A 13,886-nucleotide genomic window follows, 5' to 3' on the forward strand; every position below is an offset into this window, starting at 1 on the left:
TTATTATCCTCTTGGTACCGGACCGGTCATGCTGGAGTGGCGGGAGTCGCCCAGAACTGAGATCATCAGCATGGTGGCACCTACCACCGTAATATATACGCCGGCATCAAACAGGGCCGCCGAAGCCAGATGCATTTCTCCCAAGATGGGTGGCGAGACATAAATATGTGCACTGGTCAGGAAGGGGCGTGACCAGAACCAGGCCGCCACACCGGTGAGGCCGGCGATGGTTAAGCCTACACCAATCCAGATTTCATAGAGACGTCCAGATTTAGCCCCCAGCAGTTTTTCAGCCTGATCCTGACCGATTGCAATATACTGAATAATCAAGGCCAATGAGGTTACCAGACCGGCAATAAATCCCCCCCCTGGCAGGTTATGGCCTCTGAGGAAGATATACAGGCTGATCACTAGTGCGACCGGTAAAATCCAGGATGCAGTGATCCGTAGCATGAGAGGCGACGGATTAAAGCGATAGGTCAGGCCTTGGGTCATGGTAGCGCCATGCGCGCGCATGCCATCCATCAAGCTGAGCACCCCAATGGCGGCAATACCCAGTACGGTAATTTCGCCGAAGGTATCAAACCCACGGAAATCGACCAGAATCACATTGACCACATTGGTACCGCCGCCCAGAGGAATGGATTGTTGCAGGAAGAACCAGGACAATGAATTATGATCGCGGGTTAAGATTAGCCAGGCAATGACTGCAATGCCGACACCGCCTGTAATGGCGATAATGGCATCGCGCCAGCGGCGAGACATGCTGGACTCATACGGCGTTAATTGAGGTAATAAAGACAGGCTCATGAGTAGCAGCACCGTGGTGACCACATCGACCGTGATCTGGGTGAGCGCTAAATCGGGTGCTGAAAAGCCGATAAAGACCATCGTGACAACCAGACCCACCGCACCACTAATCAGTACCGCCTTGATCCGCTCATGATGAAACCACAGCATCATCCAGCAGGCGGAGAAGAGTAATAACCACAACACAATCGCCAGGGTAGGCGCATGCGTCAGTTCACGCGTACCGGCAGTGATGCCATTGCCGATCAGGGGCAGGGCAACCAGAGTCGTGGTAAACAGCATAATCCATAAGAGATAGCTTTGCAGCTTGCCATTTTCAGTGGCGCGACGGAAACGGCGCGAATTTAATAACAGGCTTTTCAGAAACAGGTCAAAGAGAATGCGGCCCTGTAATCTGCCGAGTTTCGGATCCAGATCAATTTCACGAATGGTACCGCCTTTGGCCAGCGCAAAATAAAAGATTACCCCACCAATCAGGGCAACTAGACTCATGAGCAGCGGCAGGTTAATACCATGCCATAAGGCCAGATGGGTTCCTTCAAATGCAAAGTTCTGGGTGGCAGCCCGCGCTGTACTATTGACGATGTTTTCAACCAGTAAAGCAGGCAGCAACCCGACCAGAATACATAAGATGGCCAGTAAGGTGGCTGGTGCACGCATACCAAAAGGTGGCTCATGCGCTGTTTTATTCGGCACTTGCTGGCCGAGCGGTCCATCAAAGAACACGCCATGTACCAGACGAATAGAATAGGCAACTGCAAAAATACCAGCCAGAGTTGCAGCAATGGCTGACACCACCATCACCGGACCACTTAAGGTCGAAACCAGTTCGGTAAAGAACATTTCCTTGGACAGGAAACCATTGGTCAAAGGCATACCTGCCATCGAAGCGGCCGTGATCATTGTCAGGGTGGCGCTAAAGGGAAGCAGCTGCCATAAACCGGATAGTTTACGCAAATCACGCGTGCCTGACTCATGGTCAATAATACCGGCAATCATGAACAGCGCTGCTTTAAAGGTGGCATGGTTAATAATATGGAAAATCGCGGCGGCCACTGCCAGCGGTGAGCCAATACCGAGCAGACACATGATCAGGCCCAAATGGCTGATGGTCGAATAGGCAAGCAGGCCTTTCAGGTCCTCTTTAAAAATGGCAAAGAAGGCCGCTATCAACAAAGTGAACAGGCCAACGAAGGTCACGATATTATGAAATAACGCGGCTCCGGCAAAAATTGGCAACAAACGTGCTACTAAAAAGAGCCCGGCCTTGACCATTGTTGCCGAATGCAGATAGGCAGATACCGGTGTAGGCGCGGCCATAGCATTCGGTAACCAGAAATGAAATGGAAACTGGGCACTTTTGGTAAAAGCGCCGAGCAGAATCAGCAACAAGGTGGGAACGAATAAATGATGGGCCTGAATCTGCTCAGTCATGGTCAGAATCTGGTCGATCTGATAAGTTCCCGTCATCTGACCCAGTAGGATAAAGCCACCGAGCATGGCCAGACCCCCCATACCGGTAATGGTCAGCGCCATACGTGAACCGCGCTGTGCCGCCTCGTAATTGCTCCAGTAACCCACCAGCAGGAAGGAGGAAATACTGGTCATTTCCCAGAACACCAGCAGAATCAGCAGATTATTAGATAATGAAATACCAAGCATGGCTGCCATAAACAGCATGAGCAGGATGTACAGTTTACTGAGCGAATTTTTGGGGCTGAGATAGTAGTAGGCATAAATGTAGATCAGCGTACCAATACCGCTAATCAACAGGGAAAAGAGCAGGCCCAGTGAGTCCAGACGGAAACTGAAATCGATCCCGAGTTGCGGTAACCAGGACCAACTTTGAGTAATGACGGCACCCTTAAATACTGCAGGTGCCTGGCTCACTAAGAGTAGAAAACTGCTCAGGCTGACGCCAATTGCGCCTAAAGCCGTTACCCCGCGGGAAAATTGCTTCAGCCACGAGACAAGGGTTGTGCCTAATACTAAGGGTAACAATATAATAATCGGCAGCACACTCGTATCCATTGTCGTGTTTAGGTTGTAATAAACCTAGGGTGAAATTTTATCTTTCAAGGATTACAGGAGCACAAAGAATGATCCAAAACTTCTCGATCTTGAAAGCCAAAATGGTATTCAAAAGAATAAAAACAGTTGTATTGCACAACCTATAAACGATAGCAAATTCCGATTTCACAGTGAAATTTGCAGATAAAACCGATCATATTACAGGATAACCACAACATCAACGTTTTTATTCAGAACATTTCAATTATACGTGAGCTGATTTTTCAATAGGGTGGATGCTGAAATCGCTCGGATTAAATTGACCGAAAATAAAGATCAGATCAGGCATCTTGATTGATAAAAATGGATAAAGTCGCCATTTGAACCCAGAAAATGCTAGAGCATTAATCATCGGCAGAGCAATCCATATAAGGCTTTAACTTAAATTTATCGCGAATGTGTTTAAATCAGATTAAGGTAATTCTGGCCGGGGCAGCAGATTTTTTATTGAATAAGAACTTGTACGAGTAACTGCTGCGGTTCAGCGCGAAGCTGCGCCGGCATCAGCTGAAATATTTCCAGATGACTGAATGGGCTAGATGGATGTTTTAGCGGAAAGCTTGCACAGGTAGCCGCACACTGACTGCGCTGTAATCCCAAGTCAGTATAAAGCGGCTCAAATTGTAGCTATGAAGCTTGCAGGCTGAGTTTTAACAGCTGATCAATACTTTTTGCACGTTGTGCATTTTCAATATCGCTGATTTCATGAAAATACTCGCAAAAACGAGTAAACAAGGTCAATGCAATCACAGTAATATCGTAAGTATGCGCTGTAACAAATCGCCGGATTATTTTCACTTAAGAGCTGAACATCAGGGCATCAAGCGGTTGGCTTACCCCGCTTTACTGAGTACTAGATCTTTATTGTTCAGGGCTTTATAAAGTTGCCAGAAATAGGAAGGAAGAGGCTATCAGGTCTATCTGGCGGGACTCCGCCAATCACTCAATCTCTTCCAGAAAACGGACCTGAAAATCAATCTGGGAGCGGAGCCGGTATTGTAAAATGTCCTGATCTAACAGGTTTAGCCCCCGCAGTCCGGCCATCGTGGTCACGTGCAGCAAACCAGGGCAGTGCCTGATCACAGCAACGCAGTAGAAAAAGTGCTTTTGCCAGTGTCCTAAGCAGCTAAAAGCAGCGTAACCGGGCGCTGAGGATTAAAATCCGGGCGAAGATCAGAAAATTACAGCGTATGTTTCGGTCGAATGGATTCAATATATATAGAATGCATAGATCACCTGTCTCTGAAGCTTGACCCTTAGGAAGGTGACTAGCCCATGGCTTGGCGCAGTGATTGTGGCATCCTGAGCTTTAACTGTTGAATCAGGTCATAAATATGATGAATATTTAAGCTTAATTTAGCGCGTGTACAGGCCACATACAGTAAACGTAATTCCTCATCGCTAATTTTATGATCTTTTTCATTCAGCTTGAACTGATAATCATCTTCGATATGTACCCGATCCCATTCTAGGCCTTTGGCCTTGTGCGCCGTAGAAATAATATAATCAGCCTGGGCAATCGGGGTAATTTTGGCCAGTGCCGTTTTGAGTGAATCTGTGCCGTGTTCATCGACCAGCTTGACCAGCGGCTTGATGTCACTGCCTTCATTGGTTTCGCAATACTCATGCACATCATGCCAGGAATTAAACCAGGCCAGTTCCGGTACATCAATGACGCGTTTCCCTTGTTTGAGCATGCTGGCAGCATCGACAAAGCGGTTCAGCTTGACATGGTCAGCTTGCAGACTGACTTTATCCCCCCGAACCAGACCGGCCAGTAGCAGCTCCATCGCCCGGGCATTGGTGCGGCATAGAATTGCATCCCGCATCTTGGTGTGCGGTTTATTGACCACTTTGGAATTCAATAAGGAATTACCCAAGAGGGGGACAGTTTCATTCAGTGCGCCCAGAAGAGCATTGGCATTCAGCGCAATTTCGGGGCCAAAACGGAAAGAGGTGGTCAGGCGCGACTCCGGCAGCGGCAGTTGCTGCATGGCATTGACCGCACCGCGCCAGGCATAAATCTGCTGATGCGCATCGCCAACATAAATCACCTGGGTATTACGCTGTTTTAGCAAAATACCCAGCATCAGGGGGTCGGCATCCTGTGCTTCATCAAAAAGTACATAGTCTGCTGGAATATTCGGTTCAGACAGTGCCCAGAGTTTGAGATAAATATCATGCCCGATTCCGGCCTGATGGTTCGGATCAATGGACTCCAGCCAGCGCCGTTCGACTGCCGGATAAAGTTTCTGCTGTAGCATTTCGATGTCATCTGGATGCAGCCAGCTGGGTGCCTGAATATGTCGTGGAGCAGGGTATTGTGAACTGGTAGAGCAGAAATGTCCGACAGCATTGGCCACCAGACTGGCCAGACGCGAAGGCATCAGCACATATTTTTCATAACGTCCGCCCATCATGCGGCGCAAGGTCATCGGTTCTAAACGATACTCCTTGGCAATAAAGCTCGGGCTTAAACGTGGCAGACGCAGCTTATCTGTTACTCCACGTGGAACACTGCGAAAAGCCAGCGAATGGAAGGTACGGCAGTCCACACCGCGATGAAACTTATTTTGCGCTTCAGAGGCAATCGCCTTGTTAAAGGCCAGATACATGCCACGCCGCCCCAGCATGGCATCACTGATCATTTGTAGGGTGGTGGTTTTACCTGTGCCAGCATAGGCAATTACCTTGAAGGATTTACCCAGACGTGCATTATCAATGGCAGTGGCCTGCTCATAGGTGGGTTTGGGTTTTTGCAGATCAGACACCGTACTCTTCATTCACGTTTTAATGTAGACGATTGGCTTTTTCAACCAGACCAGATAATCCCTGACGGCGCGCCAGTTCATTCAGAACCAGTTGCGGCTCAAGGTCGAAATAACCGAGCATGACAATCGTATGGAACCACAGGTCAGCCACTTCATAAATCAGGTCATTTTTATGGTCTTCATTGGCTTCAGCTTTAAAATCCTTGGCCGCAAGAACAGTTTCAAAGCTTTCTTCACCCACTTTTTCCAGAATCTTGTTCAGCCCTTTATGGTACAGCTTGGCCACATAGGAGGAATCCGGATCGGCTTTTTTACGCTCTGCCATCATTGCACCGAGGTAAGAGAGGACTTCTACCTGTTCAGACTGAGCGGTGGACGCACTCATGGCGAGGGTATGCGGGTTGGTGGTTTTTTGCCCATAAATTGCATTTGGATCTTTTAACTGGGCATCCACGGTTTCCCAGCCATTTTGAGTCAGTTTGCGATAAAAACAAGACTCACGGCCGGTATGGCAGGCAATGCCGCCATGCTGCTCAATTTGCAGAATGATCACATCTGCATCGCAGTCGAGGCGGATTTCATGGATAGTCTGAAAATGTCCGGACTCTTCCCCCTTATGCCATAACTTGTTGCGTGAACGGGAAAAATATACAGCCTGATTCTTCTCGGCAGTTAAAGCCAGCGCTTCACGGTTCATCCAGGCCACCATCAGGACACGCCCGCTCTGGTGATGCTGGGCAATGGCAGGGATCAGACCTTGTTCGTTAAATTTTACTTCATCGAGCCATTGCATGTTATTCATAAGGGGTTCCATTACTTGAATCTGAATATAAGAATATGGATTAAAAATATCCGTCCATAGTGTACGTGATCTCGTCGCATTTGCGGCAAAAATCTGTAGCTGAAAAGACAGCAGGTGTCGTGGTACATTGAGATCATATTTTTCTATGCTAAAAACACACAGGTTTAAAAAAACAAAAACCGCCTGTTCAGGCGGCTTGAGTCTTGGGTTTCTTACCAGTGTTCGCCCGGGAAAATCCGTGCATAGGCCTTTTGTACCCAGTTCAGTTTCTGTGGCTGACCAACCGAAGCCGAAGAGCTTGGGAACAGGTTATAACCAATCGACATCAATACATTGTTGATGTCCGGGGCAACAGCATAAGTAATTGAAGCCAGACGTCCCAGATGGGTCGCCACTTTCTTCGGACGTTTGACAATTGCATAGGCAACTAGTGCAGCTGCCTGCTCTGGCGACAGGGTAGGCACATATTTATAGATCTTGGTGGGTGCAATCATTGGGGTACGTACCAGAGGCATATAAACCGAAGTAATTGCCACCTTATGTGAATGGACCTCAGCTGACAGACAACGGCTAAACGCATCCAGTGCTGCCTTCGATGCCACATAGGCTGAGAAGCGGGTCGCATTGGCCAGTACGCCAATCGAGCTGATATTGATGATATGGCCAGCACGGCGGCTCATCATTTGTGGCAGGATATTCATAATCAGACGTACTGCACCAAAATAATTCAGCTGCATGGTGCGCTCAAAATCATGAAAGCGGTCGACTGACTCATGGACAGCACGACGAATCGAGCGGCCAGCATTATTGATCAGAATATCGATATGATCGACAGAGGCAATGATCTGCTTGGAGACTTCGTCAATCGCTTCCATATCATTCAGATCGCATGGAAAAATCGAGGCTTTACCACCTTTGACTGCAATCTCTTGTTGAACCTGCTCCAAGGTTTCCTGGGTACGTGCCACCAATAATACATGTGCGCCAGCCTCAGCCAGCTGATGAGCTGTGGTCAAGCCGATCCCGCTAGAGGCTCCGGTAATCAGAACCGTTTTACCTGCGACACGTTTTTCCAATTGTTTCTGTAGTTTAGTTTTCACGTTTGTTATCCCTAATTTGAAAATAGCATTCAAATTGTTTTTTATTAAAAATCAGTGAAGGCTCTAACAGGAAATGAGAGCGAAGATGAGTCACAATATGATAATCAATTCTTCAGGAAAATCTAGACATTAAACTATTGAAAATACAATAAAAATTAGAGTAATTGCTCTATTTATACTCATTGTTTCATTTGATTTTTAACACGAAAAACAAAAGCAGAGCAAGTCTCTGTTTTAAAAATAAATAAAAAACTCCATCTCGAAAGATGGAGTTTGTTGAAGGAGTAATACGTTTTAGACAGCGGCCAACGCCTGCTCAAGATCGGCAATCAGATCATCAATATGTTCAATCCCGATGGATAAACGCACCATATCTTCACTAACTCCCGCAGATTTTAGCTCTTCAGGGTTGAGCTGGCGGTGAGTAGTGGTAGCCGGGTGACAGGCCAGACTCTTGGCATCACCGATATTGACCAGACGGGTAAACAGTTGGAGTGCATCAATAAAGCGTGCCCCCCCTTCGCGCCCATCTTCAACTCCGAAGGTCAGAATAGCTGATGGTTTCCCTTTCACATATTTTTGTGCCAAAGCATGCTGTGGATGGTCTTTTAAACCGGCATAATTGACCCATTTTACCTTGGCATGTTGTTGCAGGTATTCGGCTACTTTCTGGGCATTTTCGGTATGACGTTCCATACGCAGGCTTAAGGTTTCTAAACCTTGCAGAATCAGGAAGACGTTCTGCGGGCTAATCGCGGCGCCTGTATTGCGTAGCGGTACGACACGCGCACGTGCAATATAAGCCGCTTCGCCCAGCACTTCGACATAATTCACGCCATGATAGCTTGGGTCTGGGGTATTTAGTGTTTTAAAGCGCTCAGGGTATTTACCCCATGGGAACTTGCCACTATCCACAATGATGCCGCCAATTGAATTGCCGTGACCGCCGATATATTTGGTCAGGGAGTGCACCACAATATCCGCACCAAAATCAAAAGATTTTTGCAGGACTGGAGTCGCAACCGTATTGTCCACGATTACGGGAACCCCATATTCATGGGCAATTTTGGAAATGGCTTCCAAGTCAATAATATTGCCCAGCGGATTACCAATCGATTCAACAAATACCAGTTTAGTCTTGTCATCAATCAGTTCACGTAGCGCTTCCGGATTTGCATAATCAAAGAAACGTACTTCGATCCCTTGCTTTGGCAAGGTGTGGGCAAACAGGTTGTAAGTACCGCCATATAAAGTTGAAACGGATGCAATATTGTCACCTGCTTCCGCAATGGTCTGAACGGCATAAGTAATTGCAGCCATACCCGAAGCCAAGGCAAGTGCGCCAATTCCGCCTTCCAGGGCAGCAACCCGCTGTTCCAGCACGGCCGTAGTCGGGTTCATGATACGGGTATAGATATTTCCCGGGACTTTCAAGTCAAACAGATCTGCACCGTGCTGGGTGTTGTCAAACGCATAGGAAGTGGTTTGATAAATCGGAACGGCGACTGCCTTGGTAGTGGGTTCGGGGCTATAACCTGCATGAATGGCAAGAGTTTCTGCTTTGTAAGTCATAAGATTCGATCTTCTTGATGTTTTGGGTATGGGGTGAGTCTAGCATTCTGGATATACACAAAAATGCATATTTACTCAATTGAATAGCTTAATTATTTATATAGAATCCTTGCAGGAATGCAAGTTTTTTACTAAAAAGCGCGGTTTGAAAATCCGCTCATATAAAACTTGTAACAATGCATTGAAGTCCAGAGGAATGGCTTATGTTTTCGAGGCATTCTGCGTATAATAGCGGATAATTTTTTCGCTCTTTTTGAGAGCAGGGGGATAAGTTTTGCCCCCATTTGGTTTTTCAGTTGAGGAGTCCTACGTGGCCCAATATATTTATACGATGAACCGAGTGTCGAAGATGGTACCGCCGAAACGCGAAATCCTGAAAGACATCTCTTTATCATTTTTTCCGGGTGCAAAAATTGGTGTGCTTGGTTTAAACGGTGCCGGTAAGTCCACTTTGCTCCGTATTATGGCGGGCGTAGACAAAGATTTCTCTGGTGAAGCACGTGCACAACCAGGTATCAAAATTGGCTACCTAGAGCAGGAACCACCGCTAGATCCAAGCAAAGACGTTCGTGGTAACGTTGAAGATGGTGTGCGTGAAGCACTAGATGCGCTGGAACGTCTAGATCAGGTGTTTGCTGAATATGCCGAACCGGATGCTGATTTTGATGCGCTGGCCAAAGAGCAGGAAAAGCTGGAAGCGATTATCCAGACTTGGGATGCACATAACCTGAACAACCAGCTGGAACAGGCTGCGGCCGCATTAAACCTGCCAGCATGGGATGCAGATGTCAGCCAGCTGTCGGGTGGTGAACGCCGTCGTGTGGCCCTCTGCCGTTTGCTGCTGTCTAAACCGGATATGCTGTTGCTGGATGAACCGACGAACCATCTGGATGCAGAATCTGTATCTTGGCTGGAACGTTTCCTGAAAGATTTCCCGGGCACAATCGTGGCGATTACGCACGACCGTTACTTCCTGGATAACGTTGCCGAGTGGATTCTGGAGCTTGACCGTGGACATGGTATTCCTTATCAAGGTAACTACTCTTCATGGCTGGAGCAGAAAAATGCCCGCTTAGAGCAAGAGAACAAGCAGGAAGAATCTTTTGCCAAGGCGTTGAAAAAAGAGCTTGAGTGGGTTCGTACCAATGCTAAGGGTCAGCAGAAGAAAAACAAGGCGCGTATGGAGCGTTTTGAAGAACTGAACTCGCGTGAATTCCAGCAGCGTAACGAAACTTCTGAAATTTATATTCCACCTGGTCCACGTCTGGGCAACAAGGTGGTTGAAGTTGAAAATATCAGCAAATCCTTTGGCGATAAGCTGCTGTACAAGGATTTATCTTTCACTGTACCACCAGCGGCAATTGTCGGAATCGTGGGTCCAAACGGTGCAGGTAAAACAACGCTATTCCGCATGATGACTGGCGAACAGCAACCGGATACCGGTACTGTAACGCTGGGTGATTCGGTTAAAGTGGCGTATGTGGGTCAGATCCGCGACACGCTGGATGATAATAAAACCGTTTGGGAAGAAGTGTCTGGTGGCCTGGATATCCTGAAAATCGGTGATTATGAAATCGCTTCACGTGCTTATATTGGTCGCTTTAACTTCAAGGGCCAAGATCAGCAAAAACGTGTAGGTGGTTTGTCAGGTGGTGAGCGTAACCGTTTACAGCTGGCGAAAATCCTGCAAATGGGGGCAAACGTTATCCTGCTCGATGAACCGTCAAACGACCTGGATATCGAAACTTTACGTGCACTGGAAGATGCGATTCTGGTCTTCCCGGGTACTGTCATGGTGGTGTCGCATGACCGTTGGTTCCTGGACCGTATTGCCACTCATATCCTGTCATTTGAAGATGAAACACCGGAATTCTTCACGGGTAACTATGCCGAGTTTGAAGAATACCGTCGTAAGCAATATGGTGATGATCTGACTGCCAAACGTCAGAAATATCGCAAAATTGGGGCTTAATTCCCGCACATAAAAGAAACCAGTCTTCGGACTGGTTTTTTTATTGATTGCTCTTTCATGACTTCCTGTTTACAGGCTTTTTTACTGGCATCCTTTGGTCAATGACGCCGCTATAAAAGTATTTCTTCCGTGTGTGGGTGATTTGGAAACAGGCCTGGAAATTTTAAACTAGAGCAGTTGAGTGTTATTGTTTTGAAAATATTTTTTATTGGCTGCCGAACAGTGAAACTCCCGCCACAGTGTGTTCGCAAGTAAGCTGTTTAAAGCGCAGGATTGGCCAGTGATATAGGCTACCTAACTTTTGAAGCTCATATATTTTTAAAATAGCTTTCTGTCGTTCATTCTGAATGCGAGCATTATATTTATCATCCATAAAAACAGCAGAGCGGTTTTTCTGACTTGAGAAATTGGTCGTTGTGAAGCTGGTAATTGTGCTTGGTTTTAAAGATTCTCTATTGGAATGCAAGCTGAGGATCAAATGACCATCAGCTTGTTGAATGATCGAGGACTCAAATTTCCCATTGATGATCACATTCGCGGCATTTCCATTTTTTCTGGTTTTGCATGAAGGCCTGCATGGAAATTTTAAAATCTGGCAGATCTTTATAGAACAAGAAGCCTGCGATCAGGCAGACAATAAACACGATTACAGTCGCCATTTGTAGGGTTGAACCCGCACCATCACCAAAAATCCACATGGCAATACTGATAATAACCAGCAGTAATAATACAAACAGGGCAGGCACCAGGAAAACCAGGCTTTTGGGTACGACAGGGCGTGCTGTCACTTGGCCAGGCTGGGCCAGTGGCATGATTTTCGGACTCTGACATTTAGGGCAGCGATATTGCATTACAACTCCAAAATTCTAAATTACTGATTATTTTATCGGAAGATAGGCAGAAACCGAAGGCTGGCCAAAAAAAACATACAGACAATAAAAAACCCAAGTCATAATGCTTGGGTTTTTTATAAAGATGTTGCCATCTTGAATATGGCGTCCCTACGGGGATTCGAACCCCGGTTGCCGCCGTGAAAGGGCGATGTCCTAGGCCTCTAGACGATAGGGACAAATGAGGCAAATACACAGGCAAAGCAAGACTTGGTTTGGTGGAGTCAAGGAGGATCGAACTCCTGACCTCTACAATGCCATTGTAGCGCTCTACCAACTGAGCTATGACCCCAGTCTGTGTGAGCGCTATATTAGGGATATAACGCTCAGCCGTCAACAAAAAAATGAATTAAGCTTGATTGACTGCTTCATTTTTCGGCAACTTTAGGCTTTCATTCAGTTTTTCCCAAGTTTTTAGCTCTTTTTTGCTTGGGCCACCGACAATTTCCAGCGCATGACGTAAGCGGGCGAAGGTCAGGTCAGGGCCAATGGTGACCATAGTTTGCATCACTGGGGTAGAGGCAGTAGAACCGGCAATTGCAATAAAGAAGGCCGGCATGAAATCACGCAGCTTGATTTCCATTTGAGCAGCCAGGTCCATTAAGGTTTGGCTTACCGTATCATTATTCCAGGTAAACAGGCTTTCCAGACGCCAGATTGCGAATTGCAGGCTTTGGCGAACCTGTTCTTCGGATAGTTTCTTGCTTTCAAACTGCGCTTTACTGAGTGTCGGGAAATGGTTGAAATAATGCGCTGACCAGTTGACAGCTTCAGACAGTAAATTAATACGTGGCTGAATCGCAGCAGCGATTTCTTCCAGTTTGGCCCGATCAGCCTTCCAGGCCAGTAAGGTATCTAATAGTTCAGCAGGAGGCAGGGCTTTAATCCACTGACCATTGAGCCAGTTTAGTTTCTCAACATCAAAGATTGGGCCACCCAGAGAGACCCGTTGAATGTCAAAATGTTCGATCATTTCAGCCAAAGTGAACTTTTCACGCTCATCCGGCATCGACCAACCCATCCGGCCCAGATAGTTCAACAAGGCTTCTGGCAAGACCCCAATATCCTTGTAATAATTAATTGAGGTTGGATTTTTACGCTTGGACAGTTTGGACTTGTCCGGATTACGTAACAACGGCATATGGCACAGGGTAGGCATCTCCCAACCAAAGTATTGGTACAGCAGCTGGTGTTTGGGTGCCGATGGAATCCATTCTTCACCACGGATCACGTGGGTGATTTGCATCAAATGATCATCGACTACGTTCGCCAGATGGTAAGTTGGCAGGCCGTCAGTTTTTAGCAGGATTTGCATGTCGACTTGCGCCCATGGAATTTCGACTTCACCGCGCAGCATGTCATTAAATGTGCAGATACCTTCAGTCGGTACTTTCATGCGGATAACATGCGGCTCACCCGCCGCCAGACGGCGCTCCACATCTGCAGGCGAAAGCAGCAGGCCGCGGCCATCATAACGTGGGGTTTCACCGCGTGCTTGCTGCTCAACACGCATCTGGTCAAGTTCTTCACTGGTGGCGAAACAATAGAAAGCATGGCCTTTTTCGACCAGTTCCAGCGCATATTGCTTATAGATGTGCATGCGTTCAGACTGACGATAAGGTGCATGCGGACCGCCTACATCTGGACCTTCTGACCAGTTCAGGCCTAACCAGCGCAAGGAATCCAGAATCATCTTTTCAGATTCAGGGGTTGAGCGCAGCTGGTCTGTATCTTCAATCCGTAAAATAAACTCACCGCCATGTTGCTTGGCAAAGCACAGGTTAAACAGGGCGATATAAGCAGTACCTACATGAGGAAAACCTGTAGGAGAAGGGGCAATACGCGTACGAACAGTCATAGTCGAATAAGGTCTGGAATATGAATTTGCCTCTATTATAA

10 protein-coding genes and 2 tRNA genes are annotated in these 13,886 nt (G+C 47.1%); 1 reads left to right on the forward strand and 11 read right to left on the reverse strand.

Annotated elements, in window-relative coordinates; translation table 11 throughout:
- Window positions 1-3: 3 nt before the first annotated feature.
- The 6 genes from NI467_RS00440 to NI467_RS00465 all read right to left on the reverse strand — a co-directional run bounded on the left by NI467_RS00440 (window position 4) and on the right by NI467_RS00465 (window position 9,125).
- The gene (locus NI467_RS00440; RefSeq protein WP_253150293.1) at window positions 4-2,841 is read right to left on the reverse strand and encodes a monovalent cation/H+ antiporter subunit A; all 2,838 of its coding nucleotides are present in this window, start codon (window positions 2,839-2,841) and stop codon (window positions 4-6) included.
- 666 nt (window positions 2,842-3,507) lie between these two features.
- The gene (locus tag NI467_RS00445; protein WP_174660355.1) at window positions 3,508-3,678 is read right to left on the reverse strand and encodes a hypothetical protein; all 171 of its coding nucleotides are present in this window, start codon (window positions 3,676-3,678) and stop codon (window positions 3,508-3,510) included.
- A 470-nt stretch (window positions 3,679-4,148) separates the two neighbouring features.
- Window positions 4,149-5,651, reverse strand: a complete 1,503-nt coding sequence (locus tag NI467_RS00450) for a 3'-5' exonuclease (protein WP_253150295.1) — start codon at window positions 5,649-5,651, stop codon at window positions 4,149-4,151.
- A gap of 19 nt (window positions 5,652-5,670) precedes the next feature.
- Window positions 5,671-6,453: a bifunctional phosphoribosyl-AMP cyclohydrolase/phosphoribosyl-ATP diphosphatase HisIE gene (gene hisIE / locus NI467_RS00455; protein ID WP_253150297.1), complete on the reverse strand. Its 783-nt coding sequence runs from the start codon at window positions 6,451-6,453 to the stop codon at window positions 5,671-5,673.
- A 212-nt stretch (window positions 6,454-6,665) separates the two neighbouring features.
- Entirely contained in the window at window positions 6,666-7,553 is an 888-nt protein-coding gene (locus NI467_RS00460; protein WP_253150299.1) for an SDR family NAD(P)-dependent oxidoreductase, read from the reverse strand.
- A gap of 294 nt (window positions 7,554-7,847) precedes the next feature.
- Window positions 7,848-9,125, reverse strand: coding sequence for an O-acetylhomoserine aminocarboxypropyltransferase/cysteine synthase family protein (locus NI467_RS00465; RefSeq protein ID WP_151206661.1), 1,278 nt, complete (start codon window positions 9,123-9,125; stop codon window positions 7,848-7,850).
- Window positions 9,126-9,435: 310 nt separating this feature from the next.
- On the opposite strand from NI467_RS00465, the gene ettA reads away from it, so the two are divergent.
- Window positions 9,436-11,097: an energy-dependent translational throttle protein EttA gene (gene ettA / locus NI467_RS00470; protein ID WP_151206662.1), complete on the forward strand. Its 1,662-nt coding sequence runs from the start codon at window positions 9,436-9,438 to the stop codon at window positions 11,095-11,097.
- 205 nt (window positions 11,098-11,302) lie between these two features.
- Here ettA and NI467_RS00475 read toward each other — a convergent pair whose 3' ends face one another.
- From NI467_RS00475 to gltX, 5 genes are all read right to left on the reverse strand, one after another.
- Window positions 11,303-11,629: a hypothetical protein gene (locus NI467_RS00475; protein ID WP_151205323.1), complete on the reverse strand. Its 327-nt coding sequence runs from the start codon at window positions 11,627-11,629 to the stop codon at window positions 11,303-11,305.
- Window positions 11,607-11,948, reverse strand: coding sequence for a hypothetical protein (locus NI467_RS00480; RefSeq protein WP_151206663.1), 342 nt, complete (start codon window positions 11,946-11,948; stop codon window positions 11,607-11,609). Before NI467_RS00480 ends, NI467_RS00475 begins: the two co-directional genes overlap by 23 nt.
- Window positions 11,949-12,090: 142 nt before the next feature.
- Window positions 12,091-12,166, reverse strand: a tRNA-Glu gene (locus NI467_RS00485).
- Between the two features lie 37 nt (window positions 12,167-12,203).
- Window positions 12,204-12,279 (reverse strand) — tRNA-Ala (locus tag NI467_RS00490).
- Window positions 12,280-12,336: 57 nt separating this feature from the next.
- Window positions 12,337-13,845 carry a glutamate--tRNA ligase gene (gene gltX / locus NI467_RS00495; RefSeq protein ID WP_253150308.1) on the reverse strand — a complete coding sequence of 503 codons (1,509 nt, stop codon included), beginning with the start codon at window positions 13,843-13,845 and terminating at the stop codon, window positions 12,337-12,339.
- Between the last annotated feature and the right edge of the window lie 41 nt (window positions 13,846-13,886).

It is taken from the genome of Acinetobacter sp. S4397-1, from assembly GCF_024129285.1.
Lineage (GTDB): Bacteria > Pseudomonadota > Gammaproteobacteria > Pseudomonadales > Moraxellaceae > Acinetobacter > Acinetobacter lwoffii_C.